Origin of the sequence: Streptomyces fulvoviolaceus (assembly GCF_000718165.1) — a bacterium.
Lineage (GTDB): Bacteria > Actinomycetota > Actinomycetes > Streptomycetales > Streptomycetaceae > Streptomyces > Streptomyces fulvoviolaceus.
Map to the genome: position 1 here is coordinate 63563 of NZ_JOEY01000029.1, position 19149 is coordinate 82711.

Below are 19149 nucleotides of genomic sequence, written 5' to 3' on the forward strand. Positions count from 1 at the left end.
GGCCATGAGCAGCCGCGAGGACGAGGCACTGGCGCAGGCCGCCGTGAGCGCGCTGACCGGACAGCTGGCCCTGGCTCCCAAGCCGGGCCTGCCCGATCCGCGTGACCTCGGCGCCCGCGCCACCCGCAAGGACCACTGCTCCCTGCGCTGGTCGGCCAAGGCGCTCGCGCCCGGCCTCACGGCGATGGCCGCCGCCGCCCGCCGTACCGGCGAACCCACCCCGCAGCTGCGCGCGGAGCTGGGCGCGATCGGACGCTGCACCGAACACTCGGTCGGGCTCGCCGGCGGCGGTCACCGCGGCGCCCTGTGGACCCTCGGTCTGCTGGTCGCCGCGGCCGCGCTCGAACCGCGGGCCGGGGCGAAGGACGTCGCCGCGGCCGCCAAGAAGATCGCCGCGCACACCGACAAGCGCGCCCCGCGCAGGCCCTCCCGGGGTTCCTCGGTGTCCGCGAAGTACGGCGCCGCCGGTGCCCGCGGCGAGGCCAGGGCCGGATTCCCGCACGTCCGGCGGGCGTTGGACGCCCTCGCCACCGCCCGCAAGGCCGGCGCCGCCGAACCGGACGCCCAACTGGACGCCCTGATCACCGTGATGTCCACGCTCCAGGACACGGAACTCCTGCACACCGCGGGCCCGCTCGGCCTGCGCCACGTCCAGGCGGGCGCCCGCGGAGTACTGGAAGCGGGCGGTACGGCGACGGAGGCCGGCCGGGACGCCCTGCTCGCCCTCGACGCCGACCTGCACACGCGCGCGTGGAGCCCCCGCGGCAGCGCGGGGCTGCTCGCGGGGGCCCTGTTCCTGGACTCGCTCCCGGCGACGGTCAGCTCACGGGCACGGGCTGCTGCCTGAGACCTGAGGTACGGCCGGCGGCCCGACGGGTCGCCGGCCCCATCGCGTACGACGCCACGAGCGTCGCCCCGCCCAGCAGCAGCCATCCGGGCGTGCCCCACTCCACCAGCAGCGTCGTCAGGACGAGTGGCCCGAGGGTGCGGGCCACGGTGACGCCCGTTCCGAAGAACCCCTGGTACTCGCCGACGCGATCGGCCGGCGCCAGGTCGAAGGACAGCTGCCAGGACCCCGCCGACTGCCCCATCTCCGCGACGACCTGCAGCACCGCACCGGCGACCAGCGCACCCACGGCCACCCATGGCGAGGCGCCCGCCGACAGAGCGAACACCGCGCACGCGGCCAGCATCACCCAGCCGGAGCGCCGCACCGCGCGCGTGGCCGACGCCAGCCCCGTGACCCCGCGGGCCATCCGCACCTGGAACAGCATCACGGCCCCGGTGTTGAGGACGAACAGCGCGGAGACCAGCCAGGTGGGGGCCTCGGTCCTCCCCCACTGCCTAAAGGGCGTGGGAGGTACCCCCAGGCGATCCACAGTGGAATCCCGAGGCTCAGCCACGGCATCCGCAGCAGCAGGACGGTGTTGAGCAGCGTGACGAGGGCGTACGGCCGGTCGCGCAGGACGCCGAGGCGGGCCTTCTGCACAGCCGCGACGGGTGCCACGGCAGGCAACCTCAGCAGCAGCCCCGCGCACACCAGGAAGCTCACCGCGTCCACCGCGAACGTACGCGGCGGAGGGCGCCGTAGCGACGGCCCGCCGCAGCGCCCGCAGCCAGGCGGCCGCCGGAAACACCCCCACGTCCGGACTCCCCGGCCGCAGATCGAACCGAGGCGCACGCGCGCGTACGGACGCCTCCGGCGGTTCGGTGTCGAGGGAGGGCAGCGGGGCGACGCGGGTACCCGACCCTTGCTGAGCGGTCAGGTACCCCTCGGCAACAAGCTGGTCGTAAGCAGCCTTCACGGTCCCCCGAGAGACCCCCAACTCCTCAGCAAGCCGCCGAGTGGCAGGCAACCGAGCCCCAGGAGCAAGCCGCCCATCGCGAACGGCGTCGCGCAGGGCACGCTCAAGCCCGCCGCGGCGCCCTTCACCGACGGCGGGCTCAAGATGCAGGTCCACACCAACGCCTTCAGGGGCGCGGGGCTGTGACATTTGCGGCTCCGCCGCGTGGGCGCGACCAGCCACGACTCACCCGCAGCCGAAACTCAACCCTTCAGCGAAGCCATCCAAGCCTCGACCTCGTCAGACCGGCGAGGCAAACCGGCCGACAGATTCCGGTTCCCGTCCTCCGTCACGAGGATGTCGTCCTCGATCCGCACACCGATACCCCGGTACTCCTCAGGCACGGTCAGGTCATCGGCCTGGAAGTACAGCCCGGGCTCGACGGTAAGAACCATCCCCGGCTCCAGCGTGCCATCGACATACGACTCCACCCGCGCGGCAGCGCAGTCATGAACGTCCATGCCGAGCATGTGACCCGTCCCGTGCAGAGTCCACCGTCGCTGCAACCCAAGCTCCAGCACCCGCTCGACCGGCCCCTCGACCAGCCCCCACTCCACAAGCCGCTCGGTCAGCACCCGCTGCGCCGCGTCGTGGAAGTCCCGGTACTTGCCGCCCGGCTGCACCGCCGCGATCCCGGCCTCCTGGGCGTCGTACACCGCGTCGTAGACCCGCTTCTGGACCTCGCTGTACGTGCCGTTGATCGGCAGCGTCCGCGTGACGTCGGCGGTGTAGTACGTGAGCGTCTCGACGCCCGCGTCGAGCAGCAGCAGATCTCCGGACCGGACCGGCCCGTCGTTCCGTACCCAGTGCAGCGTGCAGGCGTGCGGCCCGGCCGCGCAGATGGAGCCGTAGCCGACGTCGTTGCCCTCGACCCGCGCACGGAGGAAGAACGTGCCCTCGATGTACCGCTCGGAGGTGGCCTCGGCCTTGTCGAGGACCTTCACCACGTCCTCGAAACCACGAACCGTCGAGTCGACCGCCTTCTGCAGCTCACCGATCTCGAACTCGTCCTTGACCAGCCGCGCCTCGGACAGGAAGACCCGCAGCTCCTCGTCCCGCTCGGCGGTGACCTTGTCGGTCAGCGCGGCCTCGATGCCGGCGTCGTACCCACGCACGACCCGCACCGGACCGGTGGCCTCGCGCAGCGCGTCCGCGAGTTCGCGCACGTCGGAGACGGGGATGCCGTACAGCTTCTCGGACTCGACGAGTGAGTGCCGGCGGCCGACCCACAGCTCGCCCTGCCCGGAGAGCCAGAACTCGCCGTTCTCGCGGTCGGAGCGCGGCAGGAGGTACAGAGTCTCCTTGTGACCGCCGGAGGCGACCGGCTCCAGGACGAGCACGCCGTCCTCGGTCTGGTTGCCGGTGAGGTACGCGTACTCGACGGACGCGCGGAAGGCGTACTCCGTGTCGTTCGAGCGGGTTTTGAGGTTGCCCGCCGGGATCACCAGACGGTCGCCCGGGAAGCGAGCCGACAGCGCCGCACGGCGGGCCGCGGTCTCGGTGGCCTGCGGGATCGGCTGCAGGTCGTGCAGCTCGGTGTCGGCCCAGCCGGACTTCATGTTCTCGGCCAGCTCGTCGGACACGCCCGGGTACAGGCCGTTCTTGCGCTTCTTGATCGGCTCCTCAGACTCAGTCTCCGGGGTCTCCGGGGTGAGCTCGTCGGCCACGGTCATCCTCCTAGATACGGCATTGGACCCCCTCCATCGTACGGTCGTACGGAAGGGGGCCCAGGGCCGGAAGACCTGTTACACACCGCTATACGGCGTCACTCGAAGTGTGCGGCGAGCAGCACCACGTCCTCCTCGGAGTCCGCCTCGTCCAGCCCGCCCGGCAGCACCGTCCGCAGGACGTGATCGGCGACCGCGTCCGGGTCGTGCCGCAGCGACTTCGGCACGCTCGCCGCCGCCGCGTGCAGCCGCGCGAAGGCGCGGTCCGTGGCGTCGCCGGTGCGGTGCAGCAGCCCGTCGGTGTACAGCAGAACCGTCTCTCCCGGTTCCGCGCACAGCTCCACGCTCGGCGCCTCCCAGCACGCGAGCATGCCCAGCGGCGCCGACACGGACGTCTCCACGAACTCCGTGCGCCGCTCGCCGATCAACAGCGGCGGGCTGTGCCCGGCACCGGCCAGCGTGATCTTGCGCAGCGCGGGCTCGCAGTAGGCGAACAGGGCGGTGGCCGAGCGGGCCGGCTCGGTGAGCCTGAGCAGCAGTTCCAGGTCGGACAGGACCGCGACGGGGTCCTCGCCCTCCATCACGGCGTACGCCCGCAGGCTGGCTCTCAGCCGTCCCATCGCGGCGATGGCGCTCGGCCCGGAGCCGGTCACCGAACCCACCGCGAGCCCGAGCGCGGCGTCCGGCAGCGGCAGTGCGTCGTACCAGTCGCCGCCACCGCGCGGGCCGGTGCGGTGCCGGGCGGCGAGCCGCACTCCGGCGACGCGGGGGAGCCGGGACGGCAGCAGCTCCTCCCGCATCGTCGCCATGCACGCGCGCGTGCGCTCGACCTCGAGAAGCCGGGCCAGGTGCTCGGTGGCGTAACGGGCGTACAGGCCGACGAGGTGGCGCTGGCGCTCGACGGGCTCGGCGGGCTCGTCGTAGAGCCACACGGCGGCGCCGAGCCGGCCCGCGCCCTCGGCGGACAGGGGGAGGGCGTAGCTCGCGGCGTAGCCGAGGCGGGCGGCCACCTCGCGGTGCCGGGGGTCCAGCCCGTCCTCGGAGAACAGGTCGGGCTGCGCGATCTCGCCGTCGCCGCCGGGCAGTCCGTCGAGGATCCGGCCGTACGACATCGCACTGCGCGGCACGGTCTCGATGTGTCCGAGATCCGCGCGGGCGAGGCCCAGCCCGATGGTGGTGTCCGGTCCCAGTCCGTCGCCCGGTTCCAGGACGACGAGTCCGCGCCGGGCGCCCACCAGGGCGGCTCCGGCGCGCAGCAGTTCCTGGAGTGCGTCGGGAAGTGCATCCGTGCGCGCGAGGCGTTCGGTGAGTTCGTGAAGCGTCGTGAGGTCCGAGACCCAGCCGGCGAGACGGTCCTGAAGAAGTGCGCCGGGGGCGTTCGGCGAGGTACCCGGGGCGACAGGCGCGGGCGCGACAGTGTGTGCGGGTGCGGGAACCGTTGAATCGATTCCAGCCACTTTCGGAGGGTGAGGGGCGTTCATGGCGTCCGGCTTTCCGACCGGTGCGTATTGCTCAAAAGCATCGCAAACCCCCATGTCATTCTGCGCCGCTAGCAGTGTCTCCACATGTACACGCACTCGTGAGGGGATGTCCAGCATTGTCCTGCCGGGATTCCTGGTGTCCATGGGTAACCAGTGCCGTTCGTGCAGAAAGGCAAAGTTGGCTTAAAACTGCCTCGGGTTAGGGCTTATTGCGGTCGACTGGCCTTGCTCCACAGAGCGTCACAGCGGTCGTGATGGGTACGTACTCGGAGAAGGCCAGGGGTGGTTGACCGCCACCCGGAACCTGGCGGCGGACCCGGGCGTCTTAGCCACCGACGACCGCGCCCCATCCTCCCGTGGCGGAGGCGAAGAGAAATACGCGGGACGGCAAAACGCCAGACTTCGCCACCCCCACGCCACGCCCATGCTTTTGATAGACGCAGTGTGGGTCAGGCTGCCGCGGACGCAGCCAAGGCTCGACCCATAGGGGTTCCCCTTGTCTCGGACAAGGGTGTGATGCGCCAAAAGGTACGCACAGTGAAGTGATCGACACATGGTGTGATGTGGCCCACGGTGTTGCCAGCGGTGCAACGGAAAGGAACGAGCGCTCATGCGCGAGATCCTCGGAAAGCGACGCAGGCTCCTGTCCCAGCGCAGCGACGGAAGGCCTGAGTTGATCAGCGCGGCCCTGACCATCGCGACCGAATGGCAGTGGCCGGTACTCCCGGGCGTGGCACCGGACCCGCAGGGGCGGGCCCGCTGCGGCTGCCCCGACCCGGAGTGCGTGGTCCCCGGCGCACACCCCTTCGACCCCGGCCTCCTCGCGGCCACCGCCGACGAGCGCATGGTGCGCTGGTGGTGGACCAACCGCCCTGCCGCGCCGATCATTCTGGCCACCGGAGGCCAGGCACCCTGTGCGGTCAGCCTGCCGGCCCTCCCGGCCGCGCGCGCCCTGGCCGCACTCGACCGCAAGGGCATGCGCCTCGGCCCGGTCGTCGCCTCGCCCACCCGCTGGGCGCTGCTCGTGAAGCCGTACTCCATGGAGCAGTTGGGCGAACTGCTGTACGCCAAGGACTTCGTCCCGGGTTCCCTCCGCTTCCACGGCGAGGGCGGCTACCTCGCCCTGCCCCCGTCCGAGACCGGCCACGGAGAGATCCGCTGGGAGCGCGCTCCGCTGCCCGGCTCGGCCGCCCCCTGGGTGCCCGACGTGGAGGCCGTGGTGGACGCCGTCGTCGAAGCCCTCACTCGTACGGGTGTGAGCGCACCCGAGTTGTAGGGGTGTCGGGCGCGGGCGGAACCGGCCGCCCGCTCCCGGTAGTTATCTTCCGGTACATGCTGCGACATTCTGGGGGACGACCCCCAGACCCCCGAAGAGTTCGTCTGCTCGCCCTGTCGGGCGTCGTGGCATGCGCGGTCGCGCTCCCGCTGGCCGTGGCGTCCGCGGGGCAGGTGGGCGACGGGGGTGGTCGTGCCGCCGTACGCACGTCTGATTCGGTACGGCCTTCCGCTCCCGAGGATGCCAAGGCACCCTCCGTCGATCCCACCCGCTCCTCCCGGCTGCTGCTGGGCCTGGGACTCGCCACCGCCGCCCGCTGCGGACCCGAACTCACCTCCCCCGACGGCATCGAGGCGCAGACCTGTGTCCTCACGCAGGGTGAGCAGACCTGGGCGCGTACTTACTACCGCAACGCGACCGGCGGGGCGCTGGACTCCGTCCTGAGCCTCATGGCGCCGGGCGGCCGCACCGTGCAGATGCGCTGTGCCGTGGGGGCGGAGGACGAGCCGGCCAGTTGCGAGACGCCCAGGAAACGCACCCAGGGAGAGCTCGACGGTTACTCGGCGGTCGCGGAGTTCGCGGCGCGAGCCGGAAGCGGGCCGCTGCTGCTGCGAGCCGGAAGCAACTCCTCGGCGCCTACGGGCAGTTGACGACCCGCGGCGTTCCGTAAAGGAGTGCCGGACACAGAAAGACCCGGTTGCTGGCGACGGGGGATGCACCAGCAACCGGGCTACTCGAACGGTAACAAGAGATCGGCTGTTCGCAAATTCCGGGTCGGTGCTCCCTGGCCGATTCGGACACCGATTCGGACACCGATTCGCTTGTTCCGAGCGGGAGTTGTGAGCGGAGTCACCTGTTCCGGAAGGGGCCTGTGCGGCTGACCGACCGGTCAGCCGCACAGCGGATGTCAGCTGAGAGTGACCTGCCGGTTGGTCAGGCCGCCGCGGGCACGGCGCTCGTCGGCGGTCAGCGGTCCGTCCGTGGCCAGGGCGCCGGCGAGGCGCTCGGCGAACTCGGCGGCCGGCTTCTCGATGTCCTCCGCGGTGATCGCGCTGGGCAGGTCCCAGACCGGGACGGTGAGCCCGTGAGCGCGGAACGAGCCCACGAGGCGGGTGCCTTCGCCGAGGCTCGACTTTCCGGCCGCGTGCAGCCGCGCGAGGGCGTCCAGAAGCTGCTCCTCGGGATACGGCATGACCCAGCGCAGGTGGTTCTTGTCCGGCGTCTCGCACCAGTACGCGGCGTCCACGCCGGTCAGCCGCACGGTCGGGATGGCCGCGGCGTTGGCCCGCTCCAGGGAGGCGGTCACCTCCGGCGTGGCGTTCTCCGCGTCCGGCACCCAGAACTCGAAGCCCTCGTGCACAACTGGCTCGAACGCGCCTTCGGGGGCGAGCAGATCCTGCAGCCGCGGACCGTCGGCGGGCGCACGGCGGCCCTCGACCGGGGTGCCCGGATTCGCGGTGAGCGCGCGCTGGAGGGTGTCGGCGAGGTCGCGGCTGATGTCTCCGGACGCCGTGTCGTTCTGCAGGCCGAGCAGCACCGAGCCGTCGTCGCGGCGCAGGGCGGGCCAGGCCATCGGCAGCACCGTGGCCAGCGTGACCGACGGGACGCCCTCGGGGAGGCCGTCCTTCAGCGTCAGTTCGACAGTGGCGGCCGGCACCAGCTCGCGCAGCGCCACCCAGTCGCCCTCGCCCGGCAGCCCCTCGAACGGGCGGTGCACCAGCTCGGTCGCGGCCTGTGCGGCGGCCCGGCCGTGGCAGGCCTTGTAGCGGCGGCCACTGCCGCACGGGCAGGGCTCACGGGCGCCGACGACCGGGACCTCACCGTCGGTGATCTGCGGCCGCTGGGCCTTCGTCTGGGGTCGCTTCTTGGCCATCGTGGCTGTCTCCCGGTTACGGCTCGTCTCGTACGGGCGCGAGCCTAGCCGTTCGTGACTTGGTCGATGGGAGCCTGTGGACAAAGCGTGGCGGTCCGGCAGCGCCCTTTCAGGGGTGCGGGGAACCGCGCGACCAGCTACAACGAGCCCGCAGACGCCGGACGGCATGTCGCGGCACCCCCAGCGGCGCAGCTAGTCCATGTCGTCGAACGCGTCCGCGAAGTCCAGGTTGGATATCGCAGACACCGACGGAGCCGCGACGCGCGTAGCGAAGTCGCCTCGGCGGTAACCCGTGTCCGGGTCATGGACATCGGCGTGGACGACCACCCACACCGTGACCTCACCCTGAGCGTCGTCCCGGACACCCCAGTCGTCGGCCAGCGCGGTGATGATGTTCAGCCCGCGGCCGCCGTGCGCGGTGACCGAGGGCGTGGCCGGAGCCGGGCGGGTGGGCCCGCCGCCGTCCGTCACCTCGACCGTGAGCCTGCCGCCCGCGTCCACACGCCATGCGGCGCGGACGTCGCCGTCCCCGGCCAGGGCGTCGCCCAGCGGCCGGCCGTGCTTGCACGCATTGCTCAAGAGTTCGGAAAGAATCAGTACGGCGTCGTCGATGACCGAATCCGCCACCCCGCCCCTGCGCAGCTGCACGCGCATGCGGTGTCTCGCTTTCCCCACGCCCGCAGGGCCATGGGGTACGGCCATGCTCGACGACGTGGGCACCTCCTGTGCCACCACCAACGCCACCCCCGAGACCTCCTTTGCCCCACGCCACCGTGTGGATGCCCCATTGGCCTGTACCGGAAACCGGCCAATCCGCGTCCGCTGACGCATTCGTAACGATCGAATACGGTCCGAACGCGCCGGAGCACACCCTGTTACGGCGAGATGTCGGGCGAGGTGTCAGCGGCCGAGCTGGTCCAGCACCGCGCGCGGACGGTTGGTGATGATGGCGTCGACGCCCAGGTCGACGCAGAGATCCACATCCTGGGGCTCGTTCACGGTCCACACGTGCACCTGGTGGCCGGCCCGCTTCAGGCGCTCGATGTACGCCGGGTGATTGCGCACGATCCGGATCGACGGCCCGGCGATCCGCACCCCCGCCGGCAGCCGCCCGTCCCGCAGCCGGGGCGAGACGAACTGCAGCAGGTAGACCGTCGGCAGCGTCGGCGAGGCGGCACGCACGCGATGCAGTGAGCGCGCCGAGAAGCTCATGACTCTGACGGGAGACTCCGCGTCCGAGGTCGGCGCGTCCAGCCCGAACCGCTTCAGGAGCACCAGCAGCCGCTCCTCCACCTGCCCCGCCCAGCGCGTCGGGTGCTTGGTCTCGATGGCCATCTCCACCCGCCGCCCCGCGTCCGCGACGAGCTCCAGCAGCCGCTCCAGGGTCAGTACGGAGGTGTCCTCGCGGTCCTCGGGCCGGAACTCCCAGTCGGGCTCCTCGTCGCGCGTGCGCCAGAACTCCCGCGTCTTGCGTGAACCGAAGTCAAGGGCGGCGAGATCGGCGAGCTCCAGCGCCGAGACGGCCCCGCGGCCGTTGGACGTACGGTTGACACGGCGGTCGTGGACACAGACGAGGTGTCCGTCCGCCGTCAGGCGCACATCGCATTCGAGGGCGTCCGCACCGTCCTCGATCGCCTTCTTGTACGCGGCCAGGGTGTGCTCGGGAGCGTCTTCGGAGGCTCCGCGGTGGGCGACGACTTGGATCCGGTGCTGCCGTGCGAGGGTCACCGCGTCATGGTGCCACCGCACGGGGGTACGCGTGCGAACGGAGACATATGGATTGCGCCTCATTTGTCTCGCATGGCCTATATAAAGAACGACCGAAGACCCACAGGGACCGCTTATGGTGCCCTGACGCCCCGTAGGAAAAGCTGACGGCATACAAAAGGACATGCACAGCTGACTCGCGCCGGACACCGACCAGCGTGACCGAGTGCGACCGACAAACGACAGCCGTGGACCGAGGAGAAAAGCTGTGAGCACCGAGAACGAGGGCACCGCGGTACCCCCGGCCCCGTCTGCACCCCCCGTGCCGGTGGACGCTCCCGCTCCCTCGGCACCCTCCGCCCCCGAAGCGGGCGCGCCGACGACCCCGCTCCCGCCGGTGCCTCCGGGCGCCCCCGGCGCACAGGAGCAGGAACTGGTGCACGCCGGAGCGCCTGCCTATGCCGCGACGGCCCAGGGCAGTGGCCCCGGTCCCGAAGACACCGCCCCCGGCTCTGAGGGTGCTTGGCCGCCCCCGGTCGTCCCGTCGTACGCCGACGGCGGCTCCGGCGGCGACGGCACCGCCTGGGGTGCCACCTACCAGCAGCCCGCGCCGAAGCCCCGCAGCGGGCGCGGCGGTCTCGTCGCCGCGATCCTCGTGGCCGCGCTGGTCGCCGGCGGCCTGGGCGGCGGCCTCGGCTACACCCTGGCCAAGAACAACGACGACGGCGGCTCCTCGACCACCCTCTCCGCCTCCGACAGCGGCGGCAGCGTCAAGCGCGACGCGGGCACCGTCGCGGGCGTCGCCGCGAAGGCCCTGCCCAGCACGGTCACCATCGAGGCCGAGTCCACCAGCGGCGAGGGCGGCACCGGCACCGGCTTCGTCTTCGACACCCAGGGCCACATCGTCACCAACAACCACGTGGTGGCCGACGCGGTCGACGGCGGCAAGCTGACCGCCACTTTCCCGAGCGGCAAGAAGTACGACGCGGAGGTCGTCGGCCACGCGCAGGGCTACGACGTCGCGGTCATCAAGCTCAAGAACGCGCCGAGCGACCTCAAGCCGCTCACCCTGGGCAACTCGGACCAGGTGGCGGTCGGCGACTCCACGATCGCGATCGGCGCCCCCTTCGGCCTGTCCAACACCGTCACGACGGGCATCATCAGCGCGAAGAACCGCCCGGTGGCGTCGAGCGACGGGAGCGGTTCGAACGCCTCCTACATGAGCGCGCTGCAGACGGACGCGTCGATCAACCCGGGCAACTCCGGCGGCCCGTTGCTGGACGCGCAGGGCAACGTGATCGGCATCAACTCGGCGATCCAGTCCAGCAGTAGCGGCGGCCTCGGCGGCACCAGCCAGTCCGGCTCGATCGGCCTCGGCTTCGCCATCCCGATCAACCAGGCCAAGTACGTCGCCCAGCAGCTGATCAAGACCGGCAAGCCGGTCTACGCGAAGATCGGCGCGTCGGTGTCCCTGGAGGAATCCACGGGCGGCGCGAAGATCACCGAACAGGGCGCCAGCGGTGCCGACGCTGTCGAGTCGGGCGGCCCCGCCGCCAAGGCCGGCCTCAAGCCCGGCGACGTCATCACCAAGCTCGACGACTCGGTGATCGACTCCGGCCCCACCCTCATCGGCGAGATCTGGACCCACCAGCCCGGCGACAAGGTCAAGATCACCTACGAGCGCGACGGCAAGACCAACACGGTCGAACTCACCCTGGGCTCCCGCACGGGCGACAGCTGACCCACGCGCGCGCGTGGCCACCCGTTAGTCTTGTCCCCGCGCCGCCGGTCACCGGCGGCGCGGGGAGGCGTGCCCGAGCGGCCTAAGGGAACGGTCTTGAAAACCGTCGTGGCAGCGATGTCACCGTGAGTTCGAATCTCACCGCCTCCGCAGGGCATGGACGTGTTGATCAGAAGGGGCGCCTCTCCTTGAGAGGCGCCCCTTCTGTCGTCTGCTCACGGGATTGATTTCGCTGATGAAAGGGGGTGGGGAATCAACTTTCGGTTTGTCAGCCTCGGTCATGTCAGGCCGGACCCCGGCAGACCGAGCACTGGAGAACTGCGCATGCCCCACTCACACACAGTGGCGGTCCCCGAGCAGGGAACGCCCCAGCCGTCGGCACCCGAGCCCGTACCCACGCCCGGCTCGTCCCCGTACCGCGTGATCGCCGGTCCAGGGACGCGACACCGGCTGCCGAGGCCGGTACTCCTCGTCTTCCAGATGTTGCTCGTGGTGCTGCTCACCACCGGCGCGCTCGTGTCCACCACCGGTTCCGCCAGTGCGGAGGACGAGCCCGGCGACGCGGTGTCCCAGGGTTCGCTGCCCGGTGTGGTCTACCGCGGAGACTCCCGGTCGGTGAACGACATCTGGGCGAACGGCTTCGTGTCCCGGGGAACGAACTACGACATCCAGTCCCATGTCCGCGGCGACCGGGCCGGGAACAGCGGCTACGTGTCCACGTCGGGTACGCGGTCGGTGGCGGAGCAGTTCGCGCGGAGCCAGGGGATGCTCAACCTCGCCGCCGCCGCCAGCCAGCCGCGTTGCCAGGGAGTGGGCTGGACCATCCTCCAGAACATCCCGTTCATCGGACCCTCGGTGGTCGAAAGCTGCGAGCACTCGGCCGTCACCGCTCTGAGCTACGTCTACACGATCAACCCGCACTTCGCGAACGTCGTCCTGCACGTTCCCGAGCAGCTCCGGGGGAACAGTGATCTGCACGATCACTACGCGAGCCAGGACGAGTGGGCCTTCTTCCGCAGGATCCCGCCCCAGGCGATCACCGGCGTCCACATCTACCGGATGACGGGGCGGGCCGCCGGCCAGATCCTCATGCCGCAGAGCATCACCTTCCGCTACGACCGCTGGGTGGCGAACCCCAACTACGACCCCAACTTCCGCTACAACCCGGTCAGCGACCAGGCCGCCCACTTCTCCTTCAACACGGACCTGAACGTTCCCCCGATCCCGGCGAACAACTACAACCGGGGCTGCAGCGCGACCCAGCGGTGCAGGGGCGGCGGCAGCGGAGGCTGAGCCGGTGAAGGGGTGTCTCTCGTCCGGAGGCACCCCTTCCGCGCGGAGTGGGTAGAGTCGCCGATCACGGCTGATGACTGGCGGAGGGAAGGACCACGACGTGATCATCTTCGGTACCAAGGGCTACCTGTACCAGCTCGCGATACTCACCCTGGTGTGCGGCCAGTGCGGCAACCCCGCCGCGCACACGCTCAGGAAGCGCGTCACGAAGTTCACGCTGTTCTTCGTGCCGCTGTTCCCGATCTCGACGAAGCACACGACGCAGTGCACGTTCTGCGGAGCGGAGTCGAAGCTGACCAAGGAGCAGGCGGAGCAGCTGCAGGCGCAGGCCACGGGCGGACAGGGCGGCCAGATGCACGGGCAGCCGCAGCAGCAGCCGTATCAGTCCTGAGAAGGGCCCCCGGGCCAGTCCAGCACGGTCAGCTCGGGCCACTCCTCACGCCACCGCTTCGCCTTGGCCTCGTAGACCTCCCGCGGAGCGAGCACCGGATTCGGGCGTACGACGAGGTTGAACACGTCGGAGAGGCCGTGCGGCGCGTAGACCCGCCACCGGCCCCCGGACTCCAGGCGTACCCCCACGCAACAGGTCGTCGCGGCGAAGCTGTCGATGGCCGCCTCCGTGGAGGTGTACGGGGCGCACGGGACGCCGAACTTCCGCTCGTACCAGAGGTGGACACGGGCCTCGTTGCGGATCTCCACCTCGGCCGGCAGACCGGCGAAGGCTTCCTCTCCCGCCCTGATCACCGCGTCCTCGGCCTCCCACGACAGGTCACCGTCGTCGAAGTAGAAGACGTCGTAGTCCTTGATCCCGCCGGCGGCAGGCCGGTCCGTGACCACGTTCCACACGGTCTGGAACAGACAGCCCGCCGTCACGTACCAGCCGGGCAGGTCCAGTGACGCGGTCCGCCGCAGGGCCTCCAGCAGGACCTCGTTGCGGGACAACGCGGCCTTCAGGGCGGCGAGTTGTTCGTCCAGAGGGAGCCGGCCGGTCACTGTTCTCCCAACGCCCCACGCAGCAACCGCACCTGACCGATCTCCGCCGCGTTCTTCATCAGCTCCGCATTCGCCCAGGCCAGCATGTCGGCGACGGTGTACGTCGGGTCGTTCGGCCAGGGGAACGGGGCCGTGGCGTCCAGGTCGGGGTCGGCGAGGCGGTCCGTGGCCGTCAGCCAGGCTGTGCGCAGGGCCCGCAGCCAGTCGACCGTCGGTTTCCCGGGGCCCGGCCAGTCCACGCCTGCTCGGTCACGCGGTGGCCGGCCCTCCACGTGATCCAGGGCCACCCCCCACCACCAGCCGATGTGCCAGCTCAGCCAGGCGATGGTGGGCACGGGGACGGGATCGGGCTCGGTGTCCGACCAGTCGGGGAGCCACGTGTCGTCGGGGGTGCGGCGTACCGTCCAGCACAGGGGCGCCGGTTCCCAGAGGAAGTCCTCGGGGGTGAGGCGGTCGAGGTGGTACTCGAACAGGGCCCAGGTCAGGTCGAATTGGTGGCGCAGGAGATCGCGGCGGGGGTCGGCGGTCATCGGGCGAGCCTGGCACATCACAGCTCGTAGTCACACGCCAATTCCTCCCACGCCACCTCCCGCAGCCCGGATTCCGCGTCGCAGCCCGACGGCACCCACGCGCTGGACTGGAACCAGACGACCGTGAGGTGGGAGCCGTACAGGTTCGGGTCGAGGGGTGTGGAGCGGAACGTGCCGACGCAGGCCACCGGCGGGAGCATCTCCACCGGGCCGAAGGCGCCGGCGTACTGGTCGGGGTACTCGCGCACGGGTTGGACGAGGTGTACCGGTGTGGCGGGGGAAGCCTGATCGGCCGAGCTCAACAGGCCTTTGATCTTCAGCTCGTTGACCGGTCTGCAGGGATAGCCGTCCGGCATCCCGCCGTACGTCGAGGAGAACCGCAGTTCGGTCAGGTCGAGGTGGCGTCCCGAGTTGAGGACGACCCGGGCCAGTGCCATCGTCGGCACTCTGAAACGGTCTTGCATCGAGCTCCCCTGGTGTGCGTGGCTCCTCTCCTCACGGCCGATGCCCCGTCATCCGCGCCGCCGACGCGATCGTCGCCCGCGCCTCGCGCTCGGTGAGCCCCGTGTTGAGGGCCGCCTCGACCAGGGGATCGACGAGGGCGGGGCCGATGCCGTCCTCGTAGGCGCGGCAGGCCGCCCAGAACAGGCGGGTGTTGCGCTGGCCCTCGTGCGCGGCGAGGACGAACTGGACGAGACCCTGGCCGTGGCTCCCGGCCGACGGGGCGCCCGGGAAGTGGGTACGGGGCGGGGGCAGCAGCAGGTGCAGCAGCGCGGGTGGGCAAGCGGCCGGGGCCAGGTGCGCGGTGCCCGGTGCCGTGCCGTAGACGCCGTGGTCCGTGCGCGAGCCGGGACCGACGAGGTAGCCGCCGGCGCCCCGGATGTCGATGCCGGGGGCCAGGCGACCGGCGGAGTTGGGGACCACGACGTCCGGCGGGCCGCTCAGCCACAGGTGGCGGCCGCCGCTGGGGGTGAGCACGACGACCGTGTCGGGGATCGTGAACAGATGGCGCAGGGCCAGTTCGCGCAGGGCCGCCGAGGAGTCCGTGCCCGACTTGGTGTCCAGGTCGATGCCGATCAGGTGGTGGGGCGGGAGGCCGCACGCGATGCCGTAGCCGGTCGCCCAGGGGGCCGCCGCGAACAGCTCGCGGATGCGCGACGGGGCCGTCGAGGCGTCGTAGACCCCGTGGCCGAGGCGGCCGCACTCGCCGTGGCAGGGCGGGGGCGTGGGTTCGTCGCGGTGGGGGGAGCGCAGGGCCGGGAGCTTCGTCCGGGACAGGGGGATGACGGCCAGTCCGCGCTCGGCGGCTGACAGGGCGTGTGCGAGGGCCAGCGTCGTGGCCTGCCGGTCTGTGGTGGCCATACCTCTATGTTCGTACGAGTGTTCGAAAAAGGGAAGGGGAGGTGCCCACGACTCGCCGGGCCGGATGAATTGGCTGGAAATGTGCCGGAACGCTTCAGCTCTTGTCCCGCTTGATCCTGATGCACCCTCACCGCCCTGACCTGCCGCTTGAGGTCGCGAAAGGGGTTTATCGACAAGTCATCACGCTTCAGGGGGAATCGCCACTTCCGGCCTGGTTCGCCGGGGATTCGGTGGGCAACTCTGATCTCGCGACGTCGAGCACAACGAACACAGCACGACCGAGGCGGTCGGCCAACCGCCTTGGGACAAGCCGTACTTGATTCAACGGGACGGCTTGAAGCAAGCCGTTACTTGGTTCTGGAGGAACAAACATGGCAAGCATCCGTACCGCCCGCGTCATCGCCGCCGTCTCCGCCCTCCCGCTCGCCGCCGCGCTCTTCACCGGCGTCGCGGCGGCGGACAACGGCGCCTTCGCGGACGACGGATCGAACGCGGGTGTGGCGACCGTCGGCAACAGCGGCGTCGGGCACGACAACTACGGCAACTCGTCCACCACCCAGCAGCAGGCGATCGGCTCCGGCGCCTCGAACCAGAGCAACACCGCCCAGGTCAACGGCTCCGCGTTCACGGCCATCAACCAGGGGAACGACAACACCTCCGTCAACTTCACCCCGCTGTGGTGGTGATCTGAGAGGGCCGCGCGGCCCTCGACTCCGGGGTGTGTCTGTGGGGGTGTGACACGTCTGCGCGGCGGCGCTTCGGTGCCGCCGCGCAGGCGTTTTCACGTGCCTGGCGGTGACCTTGACATCCCGTCATATCTGACGGACAGTCAGAAACCCTCGACCGTGAGGACCGTGAGGACCGCGAGAGGAGTACGGCCGTGAGCGATGACCTGCTCGCACGGCTGAAGTCCTACGAAGGATGCCCCGCCGCCGTCGCCCGCACCGGCAAGGACCCCGTCAACGCCCCCATGATCCGCCACTGGTGCGAGGCCCTGGGCGACACCAACCCGGCGTACACGGGCCCTGACGCCGTCGCCCCGCCCACCATGCTCCAGGTGTGGACCATGGGCGGCCTGACCGGCCACGACACCAGAACCCAGGCCTACGACGAACTCCTCGCCCTCCTCGACGAGTCCGGCTGCACCTCGGTCGTCGCCACCGACTGCGAGCAGGAGTACGTCCGCCCCCTGCGCCCCGGCGACGAGATCACCTTCGACACGGTCATCGAGTCGGTGTCCGCCCGCAAGACGACCAAGCTGGGCACGGGCCACTTCGTCACCACCCGCACCGAACTGCGCGTCGGCCCCGACCTCGTCGGCATCCACCGCTTCCGCATCCTCAAGTACGCCCCCGCACGCCGCCCGGAGAAGAAGCCCCCGCGCCCCCGCCCCGTCGTCAACCGCGACAACGCCGGCTTCTGGAAGGGCGTGGAGCAGCACAAGCTCCTCATCCAGCGCTGCACCGCCTGTGCCACCCTCCGCTTCCCGTGGCTCCCCGGCTGCGCCTCCTGCGGCGCCCCTGACTGGGACACGGTCGAGGCGACCGGCGAGGGCACCGTCTACTCGTACGTCGTCATGCACCACCCGCCCTTCCCCGCCTTCGACCCGCCGTACGCGGTCGCGTTGATCGAGCTCGCGGAGGGCGTGCGGATGATCAGCAACGTGATCGGGACGCCGTACGAGAAGGTGCGGATCGGTATGCCGGTGCGGCTCGAATTCCAGTCGTACGACGACGAGTTGGTGCTGCCCGTCTTCCGCGTCGCCGAGGAGGCCGCCGTATGAAGGCCGGCGACGAGATTCCGCCCCTCACCATCCCGGTCACCCGCACCCTGATCGTCGCCGGAGCGATCGCGTCCCGCGACTACCAGGACGTGCATCACGACGCCGAACTCGCCCGCCGCAAAGGCTCCCCCGACATCTTCATGAACATCCTGACGACGAACGGCCTGGTGGGCCGCTACATCACGGACCACTTCGGGCCGGCGGCCGTACTCAAGAAGGTGGCCATCAGGCTGGGCGCGCCCAACTACCCCGGGGACACGATGGTGTTGACCGGCACCATCGAAGACGTGGACGGTGACACCGTGACGGTCCGGGTCATCGGGGCCAATGGCATCGGCAACCACGTGACGGGGACGGTCACCGTGTCTCAGGGGAGCGCGAGATGAGCGCACGCGCGCGTGACGTGCTCGGCGGACGGGCGGCGATCGTCGGCATCGGGGCCACGGAGTTCTCCAAGGACTCGGGGCGCAGCGAGCTCAGGCTGGCGGCGGAGGCGGTGCGGGCGGCCCTCGACGACGCGGGGCTGACGCCCGCCGACGTGGACGGGATGGTCACGTTCACGATGGACACCAGCCCGGAGATCACCGTCGCCCAGGCCTGCGGGATCGGCGAGCTGTCCTTCTTCTCCCGCGTCCACTACGGCGGCGGCGCGGCCTGCGCGACGGTCCAGCAGGCCGCGCTCGCGGTGGCGACCGGCGTCGCGGAGGTCGTGGTCTGCTACCGGGCCTTCAACGAGCGCTCGGGGCGCCGCTTCGGCTCGGGCGTGCAGCACCGCGAACCCTCCGCCGAGGGGGTCGCGCTCGGCTGGTCCCTCCCCTTCGGGCTGCTCACGCCGGCGTCCTGGGTGGCGATGGCGGCCCAGCGCTATCTGCACACGTACGGTCTGACGCCGGAGGCGTTCGGGCACGTGGCGGTGACGGACCGCGGGTACGCGGCGACCAACCCGGCCGCCTACTTCCACGACCGCCCCCTCACCCTCGCCGACCACGCCGCCTCCCGCTGGATCGTCGAGCCGCTCAGACTCCTGGACTGCTGCCAGGAGACCGACGGCGGCCAGGCGATCGTCGTCACCTCGCCCGAGCGCGCCCGCGACCTCCCCCACCCGCCCGCCGTCGTCGCGGCGGCCGCCCAGGGTGCCGGCCGGGCCCAGGAGCAGATGACGAGCTTCTACCGTGACGACCTGACCGGCCTCCCGGAGATGGGCGTGGTCGCACGGCAGCTGTGGCGCACGTCCGGGCTCCGGCCCGGCGACATCGACGTAGGGATCCTGTACGACCACTTCACCCCGTTCGTGCTGATGCAGCTGGAGGAGTTCGGGTTCTGCGGGAAGGGGGAGGCGGCGGATTTCGTACGCCTGGCGGAGCTGCCCCTCAACACCCACGGCGGCCAGCTCGGGGAGGCCTACCTGCACGGCATGAACGGCATCGCGGAAGCGGTACGGCAGCTGCGGGGGACGGCGGTGAACCAGGTACCGGGGACGGAGCGCGTACTGGTGACGGCGGGGACGGGAGTGCCGACCTCCGGCCTGATCCTGACCACCGACGTATGACCCTCAGGGGTTAACCCGCAGTACCCCGGACGCGTTCGTCCACCTTCAGG

The 19149-nt window shown here is 70.7% G+C and carries 20 protein-coding genes, 1 tRNA gene and 1 pseudogene; 11 read left to right on the plus strand and 11 right to left on the minus strand.

Annotation, left to right across the window (positions count from 1 at the left end; genetic code table 11):
- The first annotated feature begins 4 nt into the window (after positions 1–4).
- Positions 5–847: a triphosphoribosyl-dephospho-CoA synthase gene (locus IG08_RS0129730; RefSeq protein ID WP_030609136.1), complete on the plus strand. Its 843-nt coding sequence runs from the start codon at positions 5–7 to the stop codon at positions 845–847.
- Here the strand turns inward: IG08_RS0129730 and IG08_RS54525 are convergent.
- From IG08_RS54525 to IG08_RS0129750, 4 genes and pseudogenes are all read right to left on the minus strand, one after another.
- Complete coding sequence (locus IG08_RS54525) at positions 819–1379, minus strand: MFS transporter (protein WP_420823294.1); 561 nt, start codon at positions 1377–1379, stop codon at positions 819–821. The genes IG08_RS0129730 and IG08_RS54525 overlap by 29 nt on opposite strands.
- 165 nt (positions 1380–1544) lie before the next feature.
- Positions 1545–1994 (minus strand): annotated as a pseudogene (locus IG08_RS57500) (GntR family transcriptional regulator); the annotation flags it as partial.
- Positions 1995–2047: 53 nt separating this feature from the next.
- Positions 2048–3517, minus strand: a complete 1470-nt coding sequence (locus IG08_RS0129745; RefSeq protein ID WP_030609142.1) for an aminopeptidase P family protein — start codon at positions 3515–3517, stop codon at positions 2048–2050.
- Positions 3518–3609: 92 nt separating this feature from the next.
- Complete coding sequence (locus IG08_RS0129750; RefSeq protein ID WP_199820925.1) at positions 3610–5109, minus strand: PP2C family protein-serine/threonine phosphatase; 1500 nt, start codon at positions 5107–5109, stop codon at positions 3610–3612.
- A 493-nt stretch (positions 5110–5602) separates the two neighbouring features.
- On the opposite strand from IG08_RS0129750, the gene IG08_RS0129755 reads away from it, so the two are divergent.
- Both IG08_RS0129755 and IG08_RS0129760 read left to right on the plus strand, forming a co-directional pair.
- Positions 5603–6268: a bifunctional DNA primase/polymerase gene (locus IG08_RS0129755; protein ID WP_030609147.1), complete on the plus strand. Its 666-nt coding sequence runs from the start codon at positions 5603–5605 to the stop codon at positions 6266–6268.
- 56 nt (positions 6269–6324) lie between these two features.
- Positions 6325–6918, plus strand: coding sequence for a hypothetical protein (locus tag IG08_RS0129760; protein WP_052424927.1), 594 nt, complete (start codon positions 6325–6327; stop codon positions 6916–6918).
- A 257-nt stretch (positions 6919–7175) separates the two neighbouring features.
- On the opposite strand, the gene IG08_RS0129765 is transcribed toward IG08_RS0129760, so the two are convergent.
- The 3 genes from IG08_RS0129765 to IG08_RS0129775 all read right to left on the minus strand — a co-directional run bounded on the left by IG08_RS0129765 (position 7176) and on the right by IG08_RS0129775 (position 9869).
- Positions 7176–8141: a DUF5926 family protein gene (locus tag IG08_RS0129765; RefSeq protein ID WP_030609153.1), complete on the minus strand. Its 966-nt coding sequence runs from the start codon at positions 8139–8141 to the stop codon at positions 7176–7178.
- Positions 8142–8333: 192 nt separating this feature from the next.
- A complete protein-coding gene (locus IG08_RS0129770; RefSeq protein ID WP_063757796.1) occupies positions 8334–8972 on the minus strand; it encodes an ATP-binding protein in 639 nt (212 codons plus the stop codon).
- 69 nt (positions 8973–9041) lie between these two features.
- Positions 9042–9869: a glycerophosphodiester phosphodiesterase gene (locus tag IG08_RS0129775; protein ID WP_030609157.1), complete on the minus strand. Its 828-nt coding sequence runs from the start codon at positions 9867–9869 to the stop codon at positions 9042–9044.
- A 247-nt stretch (positions 9870–10116) separates the two neighbouring features.
- Between IG08_RS0129775 and IG08_RS0129780 the strand changes: the two genes are divergently transcribed.
- The 4 genes from IG08_RS0129780 (at position 10117) to IG08_RS0129795 (ending at position 13273) form a co-directional block, all read left to right on the plus strand.
- Positions 10117–11589 carry a S1C family serine protease gene (locus IG08_RS0129780; RefSeq protein WP_030609159.1) on the plus strand — a complete coding sequence of 491 codons (1473 nt, stop codon included), beginning with the start codon at positions 10117–10119 and terminating at the stop codon, positions 11587–11589.
- 63 nt (positions 11590–11652) lie between these two features.
- Positions 11653–11739 (plus strand) — tRNA-Ser (locus tag IG08_RS0129785).
- Positions 11740–11913: 174 nt separating this feature from the next.
- Positions 11914–12882, plus strand: coding sequence for a hypothetical protein (locus IG08_RS0129790; protein ID WP_030609161.1), 969 nt, complete (start codon positions 11914–11916; stop codon positions 12880–12882).
- 100 nt (positions 12883–12982) lie between these two features.
- Positions 12983–13273 carry a zinc-ribbon domain-containing protein gene (locus IG08_RS0129795; protein WP_030609163.1) on the plus strand — a complete coding sequence of 97 codons (291 nt, stop codon included), beginning with the start codon at positions 12983–12985 and terminating at the stop codon, positions 13271–13273.
- Here the strand turns inward: IG08_RS0129795 and IG08_RS0129800 are convergent.
- Genes IG08_RS0129800 through IG08_RS0129815 form a run of 4 tightly spaced genes read right to left on the minus strand, consistent with a single transcriptional unit; the run spans position 13264 to position 15767 of the window.
- On the minus strand, positions 13264–13875 hold the full coding sequence (locus IG08_RS0129800; protein WP_030609165.1) for a nucleotidyltransferase family protein: 612 nt from the start codon (positions 13873–13875) through the stop codon (positions 13264–13266). The two genes, IG08_RS0129795 and IG08_RS0129800, sit on opposite strands and share 10 nt — an antisense overlap.
- Positions 13872–14405 (minus strand): DinB family protein, encoded by a 534-nt coding sequence (locus IG08_RS0129805; RefSeq protein ID WP_106981050.1) that lies wholly within the window; start codon positions 14403–14405, stop codon positions 13872–13874. Before IG08_RS0129805 ends, IG08_RS0129800 begins: the two co-directional genes overlap by 4 nt.
- Before the next feature lie 17 nt (positions 14406–14422).
- A complete protein-coding gene (locus IG08_RS0129810; protein ID WP_043455552.1) occupies positions 14423–14842 on the minus strand; it encodes a hypothetical protein in 420 nt (139 codons plus the stop codon).
- A 58-nt stretch (positions 14843–14900) separates the two neighbouring features.
- The gene (locus tag IG08_RS0129815) at positions 14901–15767 is read right to left on the minus strand and encodes a bifunctional DNA primase/polymerase (RefSeq protein WP_030609172.1); all 867 of its coding nucleotides are present in this window, start codon (positions 15765–15767) and stop codon (positions 14901–14903) included.
- A gap of 371 nt (positions 15768–16138) precedes the next feature.
- On the opposite strand from IG08_RS0129815, the gene IG08_RS0129820 reads away from it, so the two are divergent.
- The 4 genes from IG08_RS0129820 (at position 16139) to IG08_RS0129835 (ending at position 19099) form a co-directional block, all read left to right on the plus strand.
- Positions 16139–16453, plus strand: coding sequence for a hypothetical protein (locus IG08_RS0129820; protein WP_030609175.1), 315 nt, complete (start codon positions 16139–16141; stop codon positions 16451–16453).
- A gap of 194 nt (positions 16454–16647) precedes the next feature.
- Positions 16648–17550 (plus strand): bifunctional MaoC family dehydratase N-terminal/OB-fold nucleic acid binding domain-containing protein, encoded by a 903-nt coding sequence (locus tag IG08_RS0129825; RefSeq protein ID WP_030609176.1) that lies wholly within the window; start codon positions 16648–16650, stop codon positions 17548–17550.
- Positions 17547–17936, plus strand: coding sequence for a MaoC family dehydratase (locus IG08_RS0129830; RefSeq protein ID WP_030609179.1), 390 nt, complete (start codon positions 17547–17549; stop codon positions 17934–17936). Before IG08_RS0129825 ends, IG08_RS0129830 begins: the two co-directional genes overlap by 4 nt.
- Entirely contained in the window at positions 17933–19099 is a 1167-nt protein-coding gene (locus IG08_RS0129835; protein ID WP_030609181.1) for a lipid-transfer protein, read from the plus strand. The genes IG08_RS0129830 and IG08_RS0129835 overlap by 4 nt, the downstream gene beginning before the upstream one ends.
- Positions 19100–19149: the final 50 nt, after the last annotated feature.